Here is a 21,950-nt window from a genome sequence, read left to right as displayed (position 1 = left end):
CCCATGGGCGTCTCCGAACCCTTCATCCGCCGTCCGATCGCGACCTCATTGCTCGGCATCGCGCTTCTGATTGGCGGGCTGCTCGGCTATTTCGCGCTGCCGGTGTCCGCGCTGCCGCAGGTCGATTTCCCGACCGTGCAGGTGACGACGCAATTGCCCGGCGCGAGCCCCGACGTGATCGCCTCGCTGATCACCGCGCCCTTGGAGCGGCAGCTCGGCCAGATCCCGTCGCTGTCGGCGATGAATTCGACGAGCTCGTTCGGCGTCAGCCAGATCTCGCTGCAGTTCGATCTCAACCGCGACATCGACGGTGCCACCCAGGACGTCCAGGCTGCGATCAACGCGGCGGCCGGCGTGCTGCCCAAGACGCTGCCTTATCCGCCGACCTACGCCAAGGTGAACCCGGCCGATGCGCCGGTGATGACGTTGGCGCTGCGCTCCGACACAATCTCGTTGCGGGCGATGAGCGACATCGCCGATACGCTTCTGGCGCAGCGGCTGAGCCAGATTTCCGGCGTCGGGCGCGTCTCTGTGCTCGGCGGACTGAAGCCAGCTGTCCGCATCCAGGCGGATCTCGCGCGGCTCGCCGCCTATGGCATCGCCATGGAAGACCTGCGCACCGCGATCGCCAGTGCCAACGTCTCCGGGCCGAAAGGCTCGCTCGACGGCGCGCAGCAATCCTACATCATCGCCGCCAACGACCAGATCGCCGCCGCCGACGCCTACAAGCCTGTCATCATCGCCTACCGCAACGGCTCGCCGGTCACGATCGCCGACGTCGCCCAGATCGTCGATGGGCTCGAGAACGACCGCACCGGCGGCTGGTACCAGGGCTCGCCCGCCGTCATCATCGACATCCAGCGTCAGCCCGGCGCCAATGTGATCGACGTCGTCAGCCAGATCCGGGCGGAAATCCCAAAGGTCCAGCGCGCTATTCCGGCCGGCGTGAACCTCACCATCGTCTCCGACCGCACCGTCACCATCCGTGCCTCGGTGCGCGACGTGCAGTTCACGCTGATCCTCAGCGTCGTGCTGGTGACGCTGGTGGTGCTGCTGTTCCTGCGTTCGCTACGCGCCACGCTGATCGCCGGCGTGGCGCTGCCGCTGTCGCTGATCACGAGCTTCGGCATCATGTATTTTGCCGGCTTCAGCCTCGACAATCTGTCGCTGATGGCGCTCACCATCGGCACCGGTTTCGTCGTGGACGACGCCATCGTGATGATCGAGAACATCGTCCGCCACATGGAAAACGGCGACAGCGCGATGGAGGCTTCGCTGAAGGGCGCCAGCGAGATCGGCTTCACCGTGATTTCGCTGACGGTATCGCTGATTGCGGTGTTCATCCCGCTGTTGTTCATGTCGGGCCTTGTGGGCCGCATGTTCCGCGAATTCGCGCTGACCCTGACGATCGCGGTCGTGACCTCCGCCGTGGTGTCGCTGACGCTGACGCCGATGATGTGCTCGCGCCTGCTGAAGCATGCCCATGAAGAGCTGGCAGTGCCGGGTCTTGCCGCGGTCAGCCGCTTCATCGACCGCACCGTCGGGTTCTATCACCGCACGCTGCTCTGGGTGCTGGAGCGCCAGCGCGCGACACTGGTCGTGACTTTCGCCACGCTGATCGCGACCCTGGCGCTCTATGTCGTCGCGCCAAAGGGCTTCCTGCCGCTGCAGGACACCGCCTCGATCACGGCGGTGACCGAAGCCGGTCCCGACGTCTCGTTTGCGGAGATGCAGAAGCGGCAGGCCGAGGCGGCCGACGCCATCAAGGCCGACCCCGATGTGACCGGCGTGGTCTCGGTGATCGGTGCAGGCTCGGTCAATCCGACCACCAATGTCGGCCGTCTTGTCATGACGCTGAAACCTCGCGGCGAGCGGCGCGACGATGTCAGCGTCGTCATCACCCGCCTGAAGGAGCGGGTGGCCGCCATCCCCGGCATGACCATCTATTTCCAGCCGGTGCAGGACGTGCAGATCTCGACCCAGTCGAGCCGTTCGCAATACCAGTACACGCTGACCGGCACCGACGCCGCTTTGGTGTCGGAATGGGCGCGCAAGCTGGTTGCCGAAATGCGGCGCGATCCGCTGTTCCGCGACGTCTCCTCGGAAGCGCAGGAAGGCGGTCTGCGGGCGCAGCTCACGGTCGACCGCACCCGCGCCGGCCAGCTCGGCGTCAGCCTCCAGGGCATCACCGACACGCTCAACGACGCCTTCGCGCAGCGCCAGATCTCGACCATCTACGGCCAGGCCAACCAGTACCGCGTGGTGCTGGAAGCGCTGCCGATGTACCAGCGCGATCCCTCGATCCTGTCGAAGCTTTATCTGCCGGGCGCGGCGAGCGCGACCGCCGGTGCGCCCAACGCGCAGGTGCCGCTCTCCGCCGTGGCGACGCTGACGCGCACCACCGCGCCGCTCGCGATTTCGCACCAGGCGCAATTCCCGTCGATCTCGCTCAGCTTCAACCTCGCGCCGGGCGCGGCGCTTGGCGATGCCGTCGAGGCCGTGAAGACCATCGAGACCCGGATCGAGATGCCCAACAGCATCGTCGGCGTCTATGCCGGCGACGCCGCCGAATTCGCCAAGGCACTCGCCGGCCAGCCCTGGCTGCTGCTGGCCGCGGTGATCACGATCTATATCGTGCTCGGCGTGCTCTACGAGAGCTACATCCATCCGATCACGATCCTCTCGACGCTGCCGTCCGCCGGCGTCGGCGCGATCCTGGCGCTGATGCTGTGCGGGCAGGATCTCTCGGTGATCGGGCTGATCGGCATCATCCTGTTGATGGGCATCGTCAAGAAGAACGCGATCATGATGATCGACTTCGCGCTCGAGGCCGAGCGCGGGCAGGGGATGTCGCCGAACGAGGCGATCGTACAGGCTTGTCTGCTGCGCTTCCGTCCGATCATGATGACGACGCTGGCCGCCCTGTTCGGTGCGCTGCCGCTGGCGATCGAGAGCGGCACCGGCGCCGAGCTGCGCTTCCCACTCGGCATCTCCATTATCGGCGGCCTGCTGCTCAGCCAATTGCTCACGCTCTACACCACGCCGGTGATCTATCTCGCCCTCGACCGCATCAACCGCCGCCTCGAGCAGGCGCTGCCGCCGGCCGAATCCGGCGGTCCGCCCGTCGCGGGCGCGACCGAGGGGATGCAGTGATGGCATCGATCTCGGAGCCCTTCATCCGCCGCCCGGTCGCGACCACGCTGCTGTCGATCGGGTTGTTCCTGCTGGGTATCGTGGCTTACGAGTTCCTCCCCGTTGCCTCGGTTCCGAACATCGATTTTCCCGCCATCTTCGTCTCGGCCAGCCGTCCTGGCGCCGACCCGTCCGTCATGGCCGCGACGGTTGCCTCGCCGCTGGAGCGGCGGCTCGGCGAGATCGCGGGCATCAACCAGATCACCTCGACTTCGTCACTCGGCACGACCAGCATCCAGCTCCAGTTCGACATCGGCCGCAACGTCGACAAAGCCGCCCGCGACGTGCAGGCGGCAATCAATGCGTCGCTGGTCGACCTGCCGAGCGATTTGCCGACGCTGCCGCGCTTCCGCAAGGCGAACACCGCAGGCGCGCCGGTCTTCGTGCTGGCGCTGACCTCGAAGACGCTGTCCGCCAGCGCGGTCTACGACGTCGCCGACACCGTGCTGGCGCAGCGCATCTCGCAGGTGCCGGGGGTGGGCAATGTGACGATCTCGGGTGCCGACCAGCCGGCGGTCAGGATTCAGCTCAATCCTGTCGCGCTGTCCAATGCCGGCATCGCCACCGACGACGTGCGAACTGCGATTATCAACGCCAACCCGCTCGGTCCGGTCGGCATCTTCAACGGCGAGCGCCAGAGCGAGACGCTGTCGCTCAACAAGCAGATGCGGACGGCGAAAGAGTTCCGCGACATCGTCATCAAGAGCGCGAAGGGCAATTTCGTCCGGCTCTCCGATGTTGCCGACATCGAGGACTCCGTCCGTAACGCCCGTTCCATCGCCTGGTTCAACAAGCAGCCGGCTGTGCTGATCCAGATCACCAAGCAGGGCGATGCCAACGTCATCGATACCGTCGACCGGGTGAAGGCGCTGATCCCCGCGCTGAAGCAGTGGATCCCGGCCGGGGTCGATATCTCCACCTTGGTCGACCGCACCAGTACGATCCGCGCCAGCGTGCTCGACATGCAGTGGACCTTGCTCGCGACTGCCATTCTCGTGATGGTCGTCGTGTTCGTATTCCTGCGACGGCTCACGCCGACGATCGCAGCCGGAATCTCGGTGCCGCTGGCGCTGGCCGGAACCTGCGCCGGCATGTGGGTCGCGGGCTTCTCGATCGACAATCTTTCGCTCATGGCGCTGGCGATCTCCGTTGGCTTCGTGGTCGACGACGCCATCGTCATGATCGAGAACATGTACCGCAATCTCGAGCACGGCATGCGCCCGCTCCAGGCGGCATTGGACGGCGCCCGGCAGATCGGCTTCACCGTCGTGTCGATCAGCCTGTCGCTGATCGCGGCCTTCACGCCGCTGATCTTCATGGATGGCGTCGTCGGCCGGCTGCTGCGCGAGTTCTCCCTGACATTGACCTTCGCCATCCTGGTCTCGACCCTGGTGTCGCTGACGGTGACGCCGATGATCTGCGCCCATTACATCCGCCAGACCACGTCTGGCACGGCGACCCTGTTCGACCGGATCATCGAGGGCTCGCTGTCGCGCATCGTCGCGTTCTACACCCGCACCTTGCGCACCGTGCTGGAATATCCGCTGCTGACGCTGCTGGTGTTCTTCGCCACCATCGGCCTAACAATTACGCTCTACATCAAGATCCCTAAGGGCTATTTCCCGACCGACGATTCCGGCTTCGTCATCGGGGCGACGCGCGCCTCGGCCGACATCTCGTTCCAGTCCATGCTCAGCCTGCAGCAGCGGCTCGCCGACATCGTGATGCAGGATCCGGCAGTGGCCGGCATCGGCTCCACCGTCGGCAGCGGCGGCGGACCGGGCGGCGCGACCTCCAATCGCGGCACCATGTTCATCAGCCTGAAGCCGCCGGAGGAGCGCGACCACGTCTCGACCCAGGTGGTGATCGACCGTCTCAGGCGGGCGTTATACCCGGTGCCCGGCATCCGCCTGTTCATGTTCGCCGCCCAGGACGTGCGCGCCGGCGGACGGCAGAGCGATTCCGACTACCAATACACGCTGACCAGCACCGACCTCGGCCTGTTGCAAAAGTGGGCGCCGATCGTGGCCAAGCGCATGGAGAGCGTCGAAGGCATCACCGACATCTCCAGCGACCGCGATCCCGGCGGGCTTCAATTGACCTTGTCGATCGACCGCCAGAAGGCCTCCGCACTCGGCGTCCGCGTCCAGGATATCGACAACGCGCTCAACAACGCGTTCTCGCAGCGGCAGATCGGGATCATCTACACCCAGCGCAACCAGTACATGACCGTGCTGGAGATCGACCCGAAATTCCAGGTCGACCCCTCCAACCTCGATCGCATCTATGTCGCCGGCGCGGGCGACGCGCAGGTGCCGCTGTCGGCCGTGGTGCATGCGACGCGCGGGCTCGCCGCGCTCGCGGTCTATCATTCGCAGTCGTTCCCATCGACCACGGTGTCGTTCAACCTGTTGCCGGACGTGCAGATCCAGGCCGCAACGCAGAACATCCAGCGCGCGGTCGAGGAGCTGCACATGCCGGAAGGCATTCGCGGCAGTTTTGATGGCAATGCTGGCGATTTCGCCAAGACCAGCGGCCGCCAGCCGCTCCTGATCCTCGGCGCGCTGGTGGCGATGTATATCGTGCTCGGCGTGCTCTACGAGAGCCTCGCCCATCCGCTCACGATCATCTCGACGCTACCCTCGGCGGGACTTGGCGCGCTGCTGGCCTTGCAGCTCACCAACACGCCACTGACCGTGATCGCCTTCGTTGGCATCATCCTGTTGATCGGCATCGTCAAGAAGAATGGCATCATGATGGTGGATTTCGCGCTCGATGCCGAGCGCCAGCGCGGCCTGTCGTCGGCGGAGGCGATCTTCGAGGCCTGCCAGGCGCGCTTCCGGCCGATCCTGATGACGACGATGGCGGCGCTGTTCGCCGGCATTCCGCTGGTGGTCGCGACCGGGCCCGGCACGGAACTCCGCCGTCCGCTCGGCATCACCATCATCGGCGGGCTGTTCGTCTCGCAGATCCTGACGCTCTACACCACGCCCGTGATCTACCTGCTGGTCGACCGCCTGCGCCGCCGCTCCGAACCGCGCCCGCTGGCCGCGCCGGCGGAATAGGCGGGTTGTTGAACCGCCGTGCAGAGCGTATAGCGGCGACTATGTCGAACCCCACCGCCGCCGCGCCGGCCGATCCGATCCCCGAATGCCCGCACTGCCAGAAGCCGATGCCGTTGTGCATCTGCGACAGCGTCACGCCCATCAAGAACCGGCTCTCGCTCCTGATCCTTCAGCATCCGCAGGAGCAGGACAGGGCGCTCGGCACTGCGCGGCTGCTTGCGAAGCATTTCGCCGGTGCCACGCTGCGGGTCGGCCTGTCCTGGCCGAGCCTGTCGAAAGCGCTGGGGCAACCCATCGAGAACGCCTCGCACTGGGCGGTGCTCTATCTCGGCTCGGCGCACGCCACCGATCTCGAGGCCGAGGGCGAAATCCTGGCTCTCAACCGCAAGAGCGAGGTCGCGGACAACCAGCGCGCGCGCCTCGGCAAGCTCGAAGGTGTGGTGCTGCTCGACGGCACCTGGAGCCAAGCCAAGGCCCTGTGGTGGCGCAACCCGTGGATGCTGAAATGCCAGCGCGTCATCCTGAACCCGACCACCCCATCGCGGTACGGGCGCCTGCGCAAGGAGCCTCGGAAGGACGGACTGTCAACCATCGAGGCTGCGGCGACGATCCTCTCCGCTCTGGAGAAGCGCCCGGACATCGCCGAGACGCTGAATGCCAGCTTTGAACGGATGTTAACCCGCTACCGCGAGGTCCAGACCGAGATGCCCGAATTGGCGCCAAAGCCGCCGGTGAAGGACCGCCGGCGCGGTGTCCGGCGGGTCAAGCGAGCCTGACTCCGGTCCGGATCATCCGTACGGCCGATTGTCCCGCGAGAGGCGGGCGGATAGAGACCGTCGGCCAATAGGCCGCTATCTGCTATGCTCTCGCACGATCGGAACGCCGGAAACGAAGGGGCCGTCGCATTCAGCTTGCAGCCAAGGAGATCCTTGCCCAGGCGGCGCGGTTCGATCGTTGGGGCACGCTTGCCCTGATGGACGTTTCGCTGCGCTATCGGCGTACCGTGATCGGCCCGCTCTGGATCACACTGACGCTCGCGGCGACCATTGCCAGCGTCGGCACGGTCTATGCGGCACTGTTCAGACAGGACATCACGAGCTTTCTGCCGCACTTTGCCGTCGGCCTGATCGTCTGGACGCTGATCGCGACGACGCTCCAGGAAGGTTCCCACATCTTCGTGGCATCAGGCCATTTGATCAAGGCGGTGCCGGCGCCGCTGATCGTGCACGTGCTCCAGATGATGGCGCGCAACGTCCTCATCTTCGCGCATCATCTGGTGATCGTCGTCCTGCTCTATCTCCTGATGCCGTGGCCGCTGCATGGGAGCATGCTGCTCGCGGTACCGGGCTTCGCGATCCTGCTCACTGTGCTGCTGGGTGGCTCGGTCGCGCTCGGTATGCTCTGCGCGCGGTTTCGTGACATCGGCTCGGCGATCGTCAGCGGCCTGCAATTCGTCTTCTTCCTGACGCCGATCATCTGGACCGAAGACAGCGCGCGCGGCACCGCGTTTTATTGGCTGATCCGCGCCAATCCGTTCGCGACGCTGCTCGATCTGGTGCGCAGGCCGCTACTGTCGCAGTCGACCGATGCGGAGCAATGGCTCCTCGGGGTCATCTATGCGACCGTCGTGGCCGTCATCGGCCTCGGCTGCTACGCGAAATACCGCCATCGTGTGGCGTATTGGCTGTGAGGCACGAGATATGACCCCCGCAGCTCATATCGCGCTTCGCAACGTCTCGGTAAGGTTTCCGGTGCTGTCGTTCCGCGACCGCTCGCTGCGCAGCCGGTTCGTCAACGCGATGACACTGCGGCGGACCACGGCGACCCCGCACATCGTCTCCGCGTTGAATGACGTCAACCTCGACATCCGTGCCGGCGATCGCGTCGCCATCATCGGCGCCAATGGCGCCGGCAAGACCACGCTGCTGCGGGTGCTCGCCGGCATCTACCATCCGACGTCGGGCAGCGTGGACGTGCTGGGCCGCTGTCTGCCGCTGTTCGATCTCTCGGCCGGATTCGACGAGGAAGCGACCGGCTACGAGAACATCATGCGGCGTGGCCTCGTGATCGGCGCACGGCGCTCCGAGATCGACGCCAAGCGGGGGGAGATCGCCGCATTCACCGAACTGGGCGACCGGCTCGACCTGCCGCTGCGCACCTATTCCAGCGGCATGATGCTGCGCCTGATCTTTGCAGTCGCAACCGCCGTCGAGGGCGAGATCGTGCTGCTCGACGAATGGATCGGCGTCGGCGACCAGCAGTTCCGCAAGAAGGCGCGGCAGCGGCTCGACGAGATCGTTGTACGCGCCGGCATTCTGGTGCTCGCCTCGCACGACATCGAGTTGATCAAGAGCACCTGCAACCGCGCGATCCTGCTGGAGGAGGGGCGGATTGTGGCCGCCGGCGCGACCGATGAAATTCTCGGCCAATATCTCGGCGGCGCGAAGGCGTAGCTGGTCCGGTCGGGGTTGCCTAAACCTGTGATCCCCTATATTGCTCCGCCCTCGTTGGGGCCACGTGGCGGAGTGGTTACGCGCCGGTCTGCAAAACCGTTTACTCGGGTTCGAGTCCCGACGTGGCCTCCATCTCAACCTCCTGATATTTCAGCAATATTCGATCGTATCGCGGCTGCCATCGGCCCGCGCGAGCGATGCATGCTGGCGGCGCACACCGGGTTCGCCCGGGGCCCGGGGGAAACCCGCCATTCAGCCCGCTGGCATAGTCTTCGCATCTGCGAAATGATGCATCCCAACGATCGAGCGCTGGAGAGCACGTGAGCGAAATCGTCCGATTTGTCCCGAAATCCGAGCTGGAGCGGGCCCGCCTCATTCGCGAGGCCCGTGCGATCTATGACAGCATCTTTCCGCCGGCCGCACCCGACCAGGCGCAGCAGGACGGCGGGGAGCGGGTCAAGACCTGATCGCGATCACGCGGGATTTTCACCGCGTAGCTGCCATAGCAAAACGCCCGCGGAGCGCGGGCGCGTCGGCTCACGGTGAAATTGGCTTCAGCAGGCCGCGTACCAGCCGTCCGGGAAAGGCACCAGGGGCCAGGCGCCCTCATTGTCATTGGCGGCCTTGGGCTTCGCGGAGGCGTTGGGCTTCGCGTAATACGTCCACGAGCGCGGCACGAAATCCTCCCCCGGCACGAACGCCAGATCTTCATGGACCATGGCGTCCTGGACGGCATCCAGCAGCAAGTTGAATTCGGCTTCGCTCATCACACCCTCCGGACCGCGGATGGCGCAATATCGCAAAGCCGGTTTGTTTCCCGGTTGAGCCGATCGATCGCATTTTAACGATCCGCCAATCGGGTCCCGATTGGTTAGCGATTGATGAAATCGCGTTGGGAAACTTAGGTTCCTGCCGGGGTGCCCGCAGTGTGAAGGATGTCCCATCTTTCGCTGTTTATTTCTCCTACCCCTTTGCACACCGGCCAATACAGGCCGGTCGGGCAAAGCAGACGGGAGACTGGTCATGAAGGCGCGGTTCTTGCGATTTGCGGGCGTGAAAAGCCGGGCGCGCCGGGCCTCGACGGTCGGGCTGTTCCTGACGCTGTTTGCCTCCGCCGCCCATGCGCAGCAGGGAACACCCGAGCAGCGCCGGGCCTGTACCCCGACGTCTACCGGCTCTGCGCCGGCGAAATCCCCAACGTCCGCGCCATCACGGCCTGCCTGCGCCGTAACAGGCCAAGCTTGAGTGAGGCTTGCCGCATCGTGTTCGATCAGGCCGGCGGCTGACATACCGGCCCTGTGGGTTTGTGCGCAGCAAGTGGCTCGCGCGGGCAGGCGAATCCGGCATAGTCGTCCTGTGGATACACCTGTGGGTATGCTGCGGACAGGCTGGGGACGGCGGGGGAAGTGCTTCGGATGTCGGCCGCAGATGCGTCCTTTGATTGTCATATCTCTGTCAAATGACCTCACCGCATGATTCCCTGATCGTGCAGATCGCGGCGTCACGCAAGATCATGTGGTTTCCCCGAATTCGGAATTGCGCGCTACAGCGTCCCGCATTCACGAACAGTTTTTGAGCAGCTGCCTGCCCAAATGGCGGGCTCCCTCCATCCAATTTTTTGTACGCCCGCGGACAAGCTTTCCGGTCCGCTCTCCTCCTAGGCTCGCTTCCGCGATCTGGAACATGGCCATTGCCATGACAATTCGAAGGAGCTGGAGATGGAGAGACCCGTATTGCCCCAGGCGCGGGGGAACGCACGTGCATCGCTGTCTTGGCACAAGGCCGCGCTCGGCGCCGCGGTCACTTTCGGCGCGCTGGCAGCCGCGCCCCTGAGCGCGCAGGCTGCGGCGCCTGCGGCCTGCGCCGCGCTCCAGGACAAATATCCGGACTGGAAGGGCAAGACCCTCGTCAACGCCATCAACCCGCACACGCCGGGCTATGAGACCATCGATCCGAAGGATCCGAGCAAGTATATCGGCTTCGACATCGATCTCGGCGAAGCCATCGGCGAATGCCTCGGCTTCAAGTTGACCTACAAGCCGGTGACGTTCGCGGCGCTCCTGACGACGCTGGCCGCGGGACAAGCCGACATCGTGATTTCCGACATCTACGCCACCAAGGAGCGCGCCAAGGCCGCCGACTTCATCACCTATTCGAAAGTGTTCGACGGCGTGCTGGTCGCCAAGGGGAATCCGAAGGGCATCAACGGCATCAATATGTCGATGTGCGGCGCGGCTGCCGCCGAAAACACCGGCTATGTCGAGGTGCCGCTGATCCAGGCGCTGATGCCCGAGTGCAAGAAGGCCGGCAAGGCCGAGCCGACCATCCAGCTCTACGACAACAACGCCAACTGCATCCAGGCGATTCTTGCCGGTCGTGCCGACACCTATGTCAACGACGTCAACACCGTCGACAGCGCGGTGAAGGCCTATCCGGACAAGCTGGAGAAGGCGACCGCGGTGACGATCCCGTATTCCGTCGGAATCGGCGTTCCGAAGGACAAGCCGAAATTCCGCGACGCCGTGCTCGCAGCCCTGATCGAAGTGCAGAAGGCCGGCACGCATATGGAGCTTCTGAAGAAGCATGGGCTCGATGTGAACAACTTCAAGGAGCCTGACGTTCTGACGGCCGATTGATGTCGCTGTTCCTCCATTACCTGAGCATGCCGTATCTGCTCGAGGGCATCGAGCTCACCCTCGAGGTGACTGCCCTCGGGCTCGGCGGCGGATTGATCCTCGCCGGCATGCAGCTCTCCCGCTTCTGGCTGCTGGCGGCGATCGCCAGGGCCTACACCGTGATCTTCCGCGGCACGCCGCTGATCCTGCAGATGGTGTTCGCCTACGACGCGTTGCCGCATATCGGCATCAAGCTGCCGGCAGTGCTGGCCGCCGGCCTTGCGCTGGCCTGCAACGAGGCGCCGTTCATCGCCGAGATGCTGCGCGCCGGCGTGCTCGGCGTCGATCGCGGGCAGGTGACGGCCGGCCAGGCGCTCGGCATGACGCCGCGGATCCTGATGTGGCGGGTGATCGCGCCGCAGGCGATCCGGACCATGATCCCGGCCTTCGGGAACGAGGCCGTGAGTGCGCTGAAGAATTCGTCGCTCGCCTCCGTGGTCGCGGTCCAGGAGCTGACCCTGCGCTCGACCCAGCTTGCGTCCTCGACCTTTGACTTCTTCTCGATCTTCTTCGCCTCGGGCCTGCTGTACCTGGTGCTGACCTTTGCCATCAGCATCATCCAGCTTTTCGTCGAATGGTTGCTCGATCTCGATCGCACCAAAGGTCGCCAGCGCAAGCTCGCCGATTATCTACCCTGGCGCCGCGTCGATCTCGCCACCAAGCTCGAACTTGCCGCAGCGACCGTCGACGTCCAAGTGCCTGGACAGGCTGATCTCACCGACACGCCGCCGCCGGCCTTGACCCGCGAGGAACGCACCCGGCGCGCGGCGACGATTTCACGCAACAACATCGCGGTCGAGACCAAGGACCTCACCAAGAGCTACGGCGCGCAAAAGGTGCTTGGCGGCCTCGATCTTACGGTGCGCGTCGGCGAGGTCGTCGCGCTGCTCGGGCCCAGCGGCTCCGGCAAGAGCACGCTGCTCCGCTGCATCAATCATCTCGAAAGCTGGGACGGAGGCACGGTGCGTGTCGGCGGCCGCCGCCTCGGTTTTGGCGACGACGGCAAGCTGCTGCCGCCCCGCGCGATCGCCAATGAGCGGGCAAGCGTGGGCGTCGGCATGGTGTTCCAGCAATTCAATTTGTTCGCCCACCTCTCGGCCAAGGAGAACATCGCCGGGCCCTTGCGCTGGGTGCACGGCATGACCCGCATCGATGCCGATCGCCGCGCCGCCGAGCTGCTCGACCGGGTCGGGCTGTCGCACCGAGCCGACGCGCTGCCGCGGCATCTCTCCGGCGGTCAGCAGCAGCGCGTCGCGATCGCCCGAGCGCTCGCACCGAACCCCAGCGTGCTACTCTTGGACGAGCCGACCTCGGCGCTGGATCCCGAGCTCGTGAGCGAGGTGCTGGAAGTGATCCGGCGTCTCGCCGTCGATGACGGCCTCACCATGATCATCTCGACGCACCAGATCCGCTTCGCAGACGAGGTCGCCGACCGCGTCGCGTTCCTGAGCGGCGGCACGATCATCGAGGAGGGGCCGGCTCACGAGGTGCTCTCCAAGACCAACGGCACTTGGGTGCTCAAGGCCAGCGATGGTCACGGCGCCTACTGGACCAAGGGCTTTGCGCTCGCCGAGGACTACGAGGAGAGCGACGGCAAGAGTGTGCTCACGTTCTACGAGGCGCAGGACGCCGCGAAGAAGCTGGCGCGTGGCGACGCTGACACCGCACCCATCGCAGTCGATGGTGCGCTTACTGCTTACAAGACCGACCTCGAAGCTCGCGGGGCCAATCCCTACAATGCCGAATGGCCGCGCGTGCATCTCACCAAGGTGCTGCTCGCGAAACCGGTGGCGCTGCTCACCGCCGCTGAGTTGAAGAAGTGGCGCGACAGCCTCCTTACCAAGATGTCGGCCGCAACAATCAACCGGCTTTGCCGCTGTGTCGGCGCCGCGCTGGAGCTGGCGAGACAGCATGATGATCGCATCCAGAACCGGCAGGCATGGGAAGTCGGGCTGGCCGGGTTACCGGATGCCATCGAAGCACGCAACGTCATCTTGCCCGACGACAAGGTGCGCGAATTCGTAGGCGCCGCCTACGACCACGACAACAAGCTCGGGCTCCTCGTCGATACGCTGGCGATTACTGGCGCCCGGCCGTCACAGGCTGTGCGTTTGCGCGTCGAAGACTTTCACGATCATCCAGTGCGGCCGAAGCTGATGATGCCGAAGTCGGCCAAGGGCGGCGGCAGAAACCGCAGCCAGAAAAAACTTGAGCGCTACAGCGTGCCGATCACGCCTGCACTGGCTGCGAGGCTAAGAGAAGCGGTAAGAGGCCGCGCCAACGATGCAGCGTTGCTCTTGCAGAGCGATGGCAGCCCTTGCCGCGGCGCCTGCGCCGATCGACGTCAGGCACCGAAAGCCCGTTTCGATCGGGGGAATTTCATATGAAGTATTTTCTGTCTGCACTGATCGCGGTCGGTCTATCGATTGCCGCCGCGCCGTCGTACGCGGCTGACGCCCGCAACGTCACTGTCGTCAACGAGACCGGCTATGCCATCAAATTCCTGGGCTTCAACGCCCCGGACGATGGCATGGACGAATGGGACAACGAGTTGGACAAGGTTTTGCAGAACCAGGCGAGCACCTATGTCGAGTTCGACGATGACGACGAAGGATGCGTCTGGAACGTCCGCGTCGACTGGCAGAACTATGACGAGACCGTGCTCTGGAAGAACGTCAACCTCTGCAAGTTCACGGCACTCCGGCTGCGCTACGATTCCGGCACCAAGACCACTTCGTTCGTCGCCGAGTAACTTGACCTGAGGCCGGGCGGAGGAGGGGCCGCGTGCCCTTCCTCGCCGCAATGTGCCAGATAGCGAATTCGTCCTTTGCAAGCGCAAGCGGCTTTGTTATACGCAGCCGCGCGCGAACGACAGGTTCGCCCTTTTCCTCGGTAGCTCAGCGGTAGAGCATCCGACTGTTAATCGGATGGTCGCTGGTTCGAATCCAGCCCGGGGAGCCAAATTCCGCTTCATTTTCAGTAACTTGGGCCCAGACTCTGATCTGGCGTGCGATCTCGTTGCGGCAGATCCTCAATTAGATGTGTACCGTCGCGAGCCGGCATCCTCCCTGGTGACGCCAAAACGACTCAATTGAAATCGAGCTTCCAGAGGCCGGTCCTTTACGGAGCTGATTCCCATGCGAGACATCCAGGTCGACCGTTTCCCGCTGGCCCCCTCCATTCTGCCGGCGGACATCCCCGAACTCAGCGACGACGAATGCCTCGCCTGTCTGGCGCGGGCGGTCGAGACCCACGATTCGGCACGGCTGGACGAAGTCGCCGCATTGATCGGCCGCCTCGCGGTCACGATCGAATAGGCGGCTCACCCTCGACGTTGCGAGTTGCGGAAGGGCCCGGTTTGCGGGCCAAAGCCATGTTGCGTTTTCGCAGGGCCTGTTCCAAAGATGCCGCCAACTTTCGTCCGCGGCATCGTCCGCCTTGCAGGGTCCGCAAATGTCCGTTTTCTCGACGGCGCGCCTAAAAATGGTCGATGGCCAGGTGCGCACCAGTGACGTCACCGACCGTCGTGTTCTCGACGCCATGCTCACGGTTCCGCGCGAGGCTTTCGTGCCCGCCAGCCGGCAGGCATTGGCGTATCTCGACCTCGATCTCGACGTCAGCGAGGGAGGCGCCAAGCGGTTCCTGATCAAGCCGCAGCTGACCGGCAAGCTGCTCCAGGCCGCCGAGATCGGCGAGGATGACGACGTGCTGGTCGTCGGCTGCGCCACGGGCTATCTCGCTGCGCTGACCGCCAAGCTCGCGCGCAAAGTCATCGCGACGGAATGCGATTTGGGCCTGGCGGCAAAGGCCAACGACGCCTTCGCCGCCCTCGGGTTGGCCAACGTGGCCTGCAAGGCCGCGGCCTGCACCGAGGGTGATGCCGCCGCAGGTCCCTATGATGCGATCGTCCTCAACGGCGCCACCGAGGTGACCCCGGCAGGGCTGCTCGGGCAGCTCAAGGAGGGGGGGCGCCTGGTGGGGGTCTCGGCCGAATCCAGGCCGCCGCGAGCCATGATCGTGACCCATACCCACGGCGAATTCGGCCATCGGGCGCTGTTCGATGCCGCAGCCCCGGTCCTTCCGGGGCTGGAACGGGCCGCCGCCTTCGTCTTCTGACGGCTTTGGCCCGTTAAAATCCCGTTCTGAATCAGAAGTGTGGCCGGGATGCTGCACGTGAAGAGTTTCCACCGAGAACACCCCTCAGGTAGTTCCGTCGCGCTTGACCGCGTCCTATGTTGCGGCGGGGCAACGACTCCACTCGTAGACGGTAACCCAGCTCGCGGGCACGAGCCGGGCGTTAGAATGAACGGAATTTTTGGATGCATGGGGTGAAGCTCTTCACCGGAGCAGCGGTTTCGGTCCTGCTGCTGGCGCTTGCCGCGCCGACGCCTGCCTTGGCGGATACGATCGAGGCTGCGCTGGTGCGCGCTTATCAGAACAATCCGCAGCTCAACGCGCAGCGCGCCCAGGTGCGCTCGACTGACGAGAACGTGCCGCAAGCGCTGTCGGGCTATCGCCCCAAGGTCGGGATCAACCTCAGCACCGGCTATCAATATCAGGATATTCAGCAGACGCAGAAGGCTGTGCCGATCCATAGCGACCCGCCCCTTCAGCCCAATAGCGCCAGCCTGACCATCAACCAGACGCTCTATAACGGCAATCAGACCGCCAACAGGACGCGCGTGGCGGAAAGCCAGGTCTCGGGATCCCGCGAGGCGTTGCGTGTGCTCGAGCAGACGGTCCTGCTGCAGGCTGCCACCAGCTACATGGATTATCTTCGTGACTCCGCCACACTCGAAGTTCAGCGCAGCAATGTGCGCGTCCTCGAACAGACGCTCAAGCAAACGCGCGATCGCTTCAATGTCGGCGAGGTGACGCGCACGGACGTGGCGCAATCCGAAGCGCAGCTCGCGGCGGGCAGGACCCAGGCCCTGACGGCCGAATCGAATCTCACGACGACGCGTGCCAATTTCCGCCGGATCATCGGCAACGAGCCGACGAACCTTGCGCCGGGCTCGCCGGTCGATCGTTTCCTGCCCGGGACGCTCGCCTCCGCCGTCGGTCTCAGCCTAGTGGAGAACCCCAACGTCACGGCATCGATGTTCGGCATCGACGTCAATTATCTCCAGGTCAAGATCAACGAAGGCGCGCTGCTGCCGACCCTCACGGTTCAGGCTGGCATCACCCAGTCGTACCAGCAGACCCTGACCGTCTTCCGAACGACGACCGCTTCCGCCATCGCGACCGCCTCGGTGCCGATCTATCAGGGCGGCGCTGAATATGCGCTGATCCGCCAATCGAAAGAGAACTTGGCGCAGCAGCGCCTGAATCTTGAAACCACACGCGATCAGACCCGTGCCAACGTCGTGCAGGCCTGGGGCCAGTTGGAAGCCGGCAAGGCGCAGGTGCAGTCCGCGCAGGCGCAGGTTACGGCCTCCGAGATCGCGCTGAACGGCGTGCGCGAGGAAGCCAAGGCCGGCCAGCGCACCACGCTGGACGTGCTCAACGCGCAGCAGGCGCTGGTCAACGCGCGCGTGGCGCTCGTCACTGCCCAGCACGACCGCGTGGTGGCGTCCTATTCGGTGCTCAACGCGGTCGGCCGTCTCGCGCCGCAGGTCCTCGGCCTCAACACCACGGTCTACGATCCCAGCGTTCACTATCAGCAGGTTCGCGACAGCTGGGCCGGCGTACGCACGCCAGACGGACGCTAGAGTCCCGTAATCATCCGGTCGGCCTCGCAAATAGCCGAGGCCGACCGGTGGTTTACTTGCAATCATCAAAATCCCTGACATAGCCTTGCCAAGAAGATGCGGGTCGATTCGCTCTGCATCCGATGCCGTGTGCGTAAAGCATGAGTGCCGAGGGCAGGGGCGCACCGTTGCACGTTGAGCCGTCATCTGGGGACAAGTCGGGCTGCCACGACGAAAAATGTCGGGCCACCCATCCGGAACCGGCCAATCCTGTTGTGCTTGGTGTAAAACAACGCATGCGAGGGCGTTGATGATGTGGAGTCGGAGATGACGCAGCCTGCAAAGGTCACAGAACCCTCGATGGAGGAGATTCTGGCCTCGATCCGGCGCATCATTGCCGACGATGAGGCCAAGCCGCCGCCGGCGGATGCCGCTAAGCCCGAGAAAGCTGCCGCCCCCGCCGCGTCACCGAAGCCGCAGGTGATCAACGATATTCCGCCATCCAAGGTCGCGCCGCCCAAACCGGCCGCCGAAAAGCCGGCACCGGCTCCGGCCGCAAAGCCGGCACCGGCTCCGGCCGCAAAGCCGGCAGCGCCGCCGGCCGCCGCACCCGAGGTGGATGCATCCAACAATCAGGACGATATCGACGCGCTGCTGGCGGGGCTCGACGCAGCCACGCCCGCGCCGGAAATCCGTGCTCCCGAGCCGGAGCCCGAACCTGAGCCCGACGTGCTGGAATTGACCGACGATATGGCGCTGGCGATGGAGCCGACGCCGCCTCCGCCGCCGCCGAGCTTCCGCAAGGTCGAGCCGCGCGACGATCTCGAATTCGCCGAATCGCCGCCGCCGCGTCCGACGCCGGCATCCTATGCGCCCGTGGACTTCGATGCGCCGCCGCTGCCGCCCCAACAGCCGATGCTGGCGCAATCGACGGTCTCCGCGGTCGAATCCGCCTTCAATTCCCTGGCCCACACGGTGCTCAGCAGCAATGCGCGAACGCTGGAGGATCTGGTCAAGGAGATGCTGCGTCCGATGCTGAAATCCTGGCTGGACGACAATTTGCCGGGCCTGGTCGAACGCATCGTGAAGGCCGAAATCGAGCGGGTATCGCGCGGCGGCAGGTAGATCGGCCGCAGAGCCCTCATAAAGCCCTGCTTGTGGGTCATATTCTGTCTCCCGACCGGACCGGAAAGCCCTGTTGCCGCCTGGCTTTCCTTTGACCTTTCCGTTGACTTGGACCCCCTGCGCGGCTTTCTAACAGCGCCATGATCGAGAAAAATTACCAGCCCGCCGATATCGAAGCCCGCATGTCCGTCGTGTGGGAGGACAGCCTTGCCTTCAAGGCCGGCCGCCCAGACCGCCGCGACGCTGTGCCCTTTACCATCGTGATCCCGCCGCCGAACGTGACGGGCTCGCTGCACATGGGCCACGCCCTCAACAACACGCTCCAGGACATCCTGTGCCGGTTCGAGCGCATGCGCGGTCGCGACGTGCTGTGGCAGCCCGGCACCGACCATGCCGGCATCGCCACCCAGATGGTGGTGGAGCGGCAGCTGATGGAGCGCCAGCAGCCCAGCCGTCGCGAGATGGGCCGCGAGAAGTTTCTGGAGCGGGTCTGGCAGTGGAAGGCCGAGAGCGGCGACACCATCATCAACCAACTCAAGCGGCTCGGCGCCTCCTGTGACTGGTCGCGCGAACGCTTCACCATGGACGAGGGCCTGTCCAAGGCCGTGGTCAAGGTGTTCGTCGAGCTGCACCGCGACGGCCTGATCTACAAGGACAAGCGGCTGGTGAACTGGGACACCAAGCTGCTCACCGCGATCTCCGATCTCGAAGTGCAGCAGACCGAGGTCAAGGGTAGCCTCTGGTACCTGCGCTATCCGATCGAGGGCAAGATCTTCAGCCCCGAGGATCCCTCGAGCTTCATCGTCGTTGCCACCACGCGCCCGGAGACCATGCTCGGCGATACCGGGGTGGCCGTGCATCCCGACGACGAGCGCTATCAGAAGCTGGTCGGCAAGAACGTGATCCTGCCGCTGGTCGGCCGCAAGATCCAGATCGTCGCCGACGATTATTCCGATCCGGAGAAGGGCTCGGGCGCGGTCAAGGTGACGCCGGCGCACGACTTCAACGATTTCGAGGTCGGCAATCGCCACGGCCTCGCCCGAATCAGCGTCATCGACAAGGAAGGTTGCCTCGATCTCCTCGACAACGAGGATTATCTGCGCGACCTGCCGGAAGGTGCCTCGCAGTTCGCCGAGGAGTTCAACAAGCTCGATCGCTTTGCAGCGCGCAAGGGCATCGTCGAGCGACTGGAATCGTTCGGTTTCGTCGAGCGGATCGAACCTCACACCCACATGGTGCCGCATGGCGACCGCTCCGGCACGGTGATCGAGCCCTATCTGACCGACCAATGGTATGTCGACGCCAAGACGCTGGCGAAGCCCGCGATGGCCACCGTGCGTTCGGGCGAAACCACCTTCGTGCCAAAGAACTGGGAAAAAACCTATTTCGAGTGGATGGAGAACATCCAGCCCTGGTGCATCTCGCGCCAACTCTGGTGGGGCCACCAGATCCCGGCCTGGTACGGTCCTGATGGCAAGGTGTTCGTCGCCGAGACCGAGGAGGAGGCCGTCAGCCACGCCCTCGGCTATTACGTCGAGCAGGAAGTCATCACGGTCGAGCAGGGCCGCGAGATGGCGCTCGACCGCAACAAGCGTGACGGCTTCATCACGCGCGACGAGGACGTGCTCGACACCTGGTTCTCCTCGGCGCTGTGGCCATTCTCGACCCTCGGCTGGCCCGCAGACGCGCCGGAAGTGCAGCGCTACTACCCGACCAACGCACTGGTGACGGGCTTCGACATCATCTTCTTCTGGGTCGCCCGCATGATGATGATGGGGCTGCACTTCATGAAGGAGGTGCCGTTCTCGACGATCTACATCCACGCCCTCGTCCGCGACGAGAAGGGCGCCAAGATGTCGAAGTCGAAGGGCAACGTCATCGATCCGCTCAGCCTGATCGACCAATATGGTGCGGACGCGCTGCGCTTCACGCTGGCCGCGATGGCCGCGCAGGGGCGCGACATCAAGCTCGCCACCAGCCGTGTCGAGGGCTATCGCAATTTCGCGACCAAGCTCTGGAATGCGTCGCGCTTTGCGGAGATGAACCATTGCGCCGTGCCCGAAGGCTTCGAGCCGGCGAAGGTCAAAGAGACGCTGAACCGCTGGATCGCACATGAGAGTGCGCACACCACGCGCGAGGTGACCGAGGCGATCGAGGCCTATCGCTTCAATGACGCCGCCGGCAGCATCTACCGCTTCGTGTGGAACGTCTATTGCGACTGGTATCTCGAGCTCGCAAAACCCGTGCTACTCGGCCCCGACAGCCCTGCCAAGGCCGAGACCCGCGCCATGGTGGCATGGGCGCGCGACGAGATCCTGAAACTGCTGCACCCCTTCATGCCCTTCATCACCGAGGAGCTGTGGGAGGTGACGGCCAAGCGCGACGGTCTGCTCGCGCTGGCACCGTGGCCGCTGAAGCCGGCCGGGCCGACGCCGGAGCAGCTTGCGATGCTCGCGGCGACGACGGGGCCGACCGACGCGCTCGTCTCGCCGGTTTGGGTGCTGCCGATCTTCGACCATGCCGACTTCACCGATCCCGCGGCCGAGGCCGAGATCGGCTGGGTCATTGACCTTGTCACGCAGATCCGTTCGGTGCGCGCCGAGATGAACATCCCGCCGGCGACCCTCACGGCGCTGGTGCTCGCAGGCGCCTCGGCCGAGACGAAGGAGCGCGCGCCGCGCTGGAGCGACGTCATCAAGCGCATGGCGCGGCTGTCGGACATCTCCTTCGCGGACCGTGCGCCCGACGGCGCGGTCCAGCTCCTGGTGCGCGGCGAGGTGGCCGCGCTGCCGCTGAAGGGCGTGATTGACGTCGTCGCCGAGCGCACGCGTCTGGACAAGGAGATCGGGAAGGCCGACGCCGACATCAAGCGTGCCGAGTCCAAACTGGCCAACGAGAAATTCGTGGCCAACGCGGCCGAGGAGGTCGTCGAGGAGGAGCGCGAGAAGCGCGAGGCCGCGCTCGCCCGCAAGGCCAAGCTGCTCGAGGCGCTGGAGCGGCTCAAGCAGGCGTCGTAAGCTTATTTCGGAAACGGCTTGCTGAGGAATTTCGAGCCCCTGACACCATAGCGCCAGGGCAGCTCGACCGCCTTGGTGATGCCGATCCGGATGCCGGCCGCCACCTCGACGTCCTCCGTCCGCGCATGCAGCGCGATCGGCGGACGGTCGAGCGGCAAGGCATTGTGCGCGATGGTGATGCCGAGCGCTTCGGTCAGCTTGCCCGGGCCCGAGCACAACGTGTGCAAATCCTGGAGATGGCGGCGCCGCCGCATCGCGGCGATTCCGTGGGTCGGCTCCAGCGCGCGGATCAGCACGGCGCTGGCCGAGCCTTCTTCCTCGCAGACGAAGTTCACACACCAGTGGATGCCGTAGGAGCGGTAGACATAGGCAAAGCCGGGCGGGCCGAACATCACCTGGTTCCGCGGCGTCGGGCCATTGTAGGAGTGCGCCGCCGGCTCGGTATGATGATAGGCCTCGACCTCGACGATGATCCCGCCAACGCCGTTGACCAGCATGGTCGCACCGATCAGATCGGGCGCGACCTCGTGGACGCTGCGCGCGAAAAAGGTACGCTTCAGGGCTTTGCCGGGCCGAGGAGTAGAGGTCTTCGAGACTGGAGCCATTCGAGGTGAGAATCGCCAGAGAACAGAGCAGGATATTGCCCATATCTGCCATGTTCCCTGAAGCGGTGCGAGCCGGGTTGCGATGCCCGGCCAGACCGACTAGGTAGGACTTGGTCAGACCGGACACC

The 21,950-nt window shown here is 64.8% G+C and carries 15 protein-coding genes, 2 tRNA genes and 2 pseudogenes; 17 read left to right on the top strand and 2 right to left on the bottom strand.

The window, feature by feature from the left end; genetic code table 11:
• Positions 1 to 3: 3 nt before the first annotated feature.
• The 7 genes from IVB50_RS18150 (at position 4) to IVB50_RS18120 (ending at position 9,177) form a co-directional block, all read left to right on the top strand.
• Positions 4 to 3,153, top strand: a complete 3,150-nt coding sequence (locus IVB50_RS18150) for an efflux RND transporter permease subunit (RefSeq protein ID WP_247296784.1) — start codon at positions 4 to 6, stop codon at positions 3,151 to 3,153.
• Positions 3,153 to 6,257, top strand: a complete 3,105-nt coding sequence (locus IVB50_RS18145) for an efflux RND transporter permease subunit (protein WP_085349830.1) — start codon at positions 3,153 to 3,155, stop codon at positions 6,255 to 6,257. Before IVB50_RS18150 ends, IVB50_RS18145 begins: the two co-directional genes overlap by 1 nt.
• 41 nt (positions 6,258 to 6,298) lie before the next feature.
• Entirely contained in the window at positions 6,299 to 7,033 is a 735-nt protein-coding gene (locus IVB50_RS18140; RefSeq protein WP_018457801.1) for a tRNA-uridine aminocarboxypropyltransferase, read from the top strand.
• 197 nt (positions 7,034 to 7,230) lie between these two features.
• Positions 7,231 to 7,947: an ABC transporter permease gene (locus IVB50_RS18135; RefSeq protein ID WP_085385242.1), complete on the top strand. Its 717-nt coding sequence runs from the start codon at positions 7,231 to 7,233 to the stop codon at positions 7,945 to 7,947.
• 10 nt (positions 7,948 to 7,957) lie between these two features.
• On the top strand, positions 7,958 to 8,710 hold the full coding sequence (locus tag IVB50_RS18130) for an ABC transporter ATP-binding protein (protein WP_085349829.1): 753 nt from the start codon (positions 7,958 to 7,960) through the stop codon (positions 8,708 to 8,710).
• Positions 8,711 to 8,768: 58 nt separating this feature from the next.
• Positions 8,769 to 8,842, top strand: a tRNA-Cys gene (locus tag IVB50_RS18125).
• A 188-nt stretch (positions 8,843 to 9,030) separates the two neighbouring features.
• Positions 9,031 to 9,177, top strand: coding sequence for a hypothetical protein (locus tag IVB50_RS18120; protein ID WP_247296782.1), 147 nt, complete (start codon positions 9,031 to 9,033; stop codon positions 9,175 to 9,177).
• A gap of 87 nt (positions 9,178 to 9,264) precedes the next feature.
• Here the strand turns inward: IVB50_RS18120 and IVB50_RS18115 are convergent, their stop codons facing one another.
• Entirely contained in the window at positions 9,265 to 9,477 is a 213-nt protein-coding gene (locus IVB50_RS18115) for a hypothetical protein (RefSeq protein WP_085349828.1), read from the bottom strand.
• A 256-nt stretch (positions 9,478 to 9,733) separates the two neighbouring features.
• Here IVB50_RS18115 and IVB50_RS18110 point away from each other — a divergent pair.
• The 10 genes and pseudogenes from IVB50_RS18110 to IVB50_RS18065 all read left to right on the top strand — a co-directional run bounded on the left by IVB50_RS18110 (position 9,734) and on the right by IVB50_RS18065 (position 21,217).
• Positions 9,734 to 9,996, top strand: a pseudogene (locus IVB50_RS18110) (hypothetical protein).
• Positions 9,997 to 10,428: 432 nt separating this feature from the next.
• On the top strand, positions 10,429 to 11,346 hold the full coding sequence (locus tag IVB50_RS18105; RefSeq protein WP_247296780.1) for an ABC transporter substrate-binding protein: 918 nt from the start codon (positions 10,429 to 10,431) through the stop codon (positions 11,344 to 11,346).
• Positions 11,346 to 12,881, top strand: a pseudogene (locus IVB50_RS18100) (amino acid ABC transporter permease/ATP-binding protein); the annotation flags it as partial. The gene IVB50_RS18105 and the pseudogene IVB50_RS18100, both read left to right, overlap by 1 nt.
• 887 nt (positions 12,882 to 13,768) lie before the next feature.
• Positions 13,769 to 14,137 carry a hypothetical protein gene (locus tag IVB50_RS18095; protein ID WP_085349822.1) on the top strand — a complete coding sequence of 123 codons (369 nt, stop codon included), beginning with the start codon at positions 13,769 to 13,771 and terminating at the stop codon, positions 14,135 to 14,137.
• A 134-nt stretch (positions 14,138 to 14,271) separates the two neighbouring features.
• A tRNA-Asn gene (locus IVB50_RS18090) sits at positions 14,272 to 14,346 on the top strand.
• A 176-nt stretch (positions 14,347 to 14,522) separates the two neighbouring features.
• Positions 14,523 to 14,702, top strand: a complete 180-nt coding sequence (locus IVB50_RS18085) for a hypothetical protein (RefSeq protein WP_026233446.1) — start codon at positions 14,523 to 14,525, stop codon at positions 14,700 to 14,702.
• 136 nt (positions 14,703 to 14,838) lie between these two features.
• Positions 14,839 to 15,501 (top strand): protein-L-isoaspartate O-methyltransferase, encoded by a 663-nt coding sequence (locus IVB50_RS18080; RefSeq protein ID WP_247296778.1) that lies wholly within the window; start codon positions 14,839 to 14,841, stop codon positions 15,499 to 15,501.
• Between the two features lie 203 nt (positions 15,502 to 15,704).
• Positions 15,705 to 17,096, top strand: coding sequence for a TolC family outer membrane protein (locus tag IVB50_RS18075; RefSeq protein ID WP_247296776.1), 1,392 nt, complete (start codon positions 15,705 to 15,707; stop codon positions 17,094 to 17,096).
• Positions 17,097 to 17,402: 306 nt separating this feature from the next.
• Positions 17,403 to 18,200, top strand: coding sequence for a DUF2497 domain-containing protein (locus IVB50_RS18070; RefSeq protein ID WP_247296774.1), 798 nt, complete (start codon positions 17,403 to 17,405; stop codon positions 18,198 to 18,200).
• Positions 18,201 to 18,340: 140 nt separating this feature from the next.
• The gene (locus tag IVB50_RS18065; protein WP_247296772.1) at positions 18,341 to 21,217 is read left to right on the top strand and encodes a valine--tRNA ligase; all 2,877 of its coding nucleotides are present in this window, start codon (positions 18,341 to 18,343) and stop codon (positions 21,215 to 21,217) included.
• Between the two features lie 2 nt (positions 21,218 to 21,219).
• Here IVB50_RS18065 and IVB50_RS18060 read toward each other — a convergent pair whose 3' ends face one another.
• On the bottom strand, positions 21,220 to 21,822 hold the full coding sequence (locus tag IVB50_RS18060; protein ID WP_247296769.1) for a DNA-3-methyladenine glycosylase: 603 nt from the start codon (positions 21,820 to 21,822) through the stop codon (positions 21,220 to 21,222).
• Positions 21,823 to 21,950 lie beyond the last annotated feature (128 nt).

It is taken from the genome of Bradyrhizobium sp. 87, from assembly GCF_023073015.1.
GTDB lineage: Bacteria > Pseudomonadota > Alphaproteobacteria > Rhizobiales > Xanthobacteraceae > Bradyrhizobium > Bradyrhizobium canariense_D.
The sequence above is the reverse complement of the archived record's forward strand: the minus strand, read 5'-3'. Positions and strand labels throughout refer to the sequence as shown.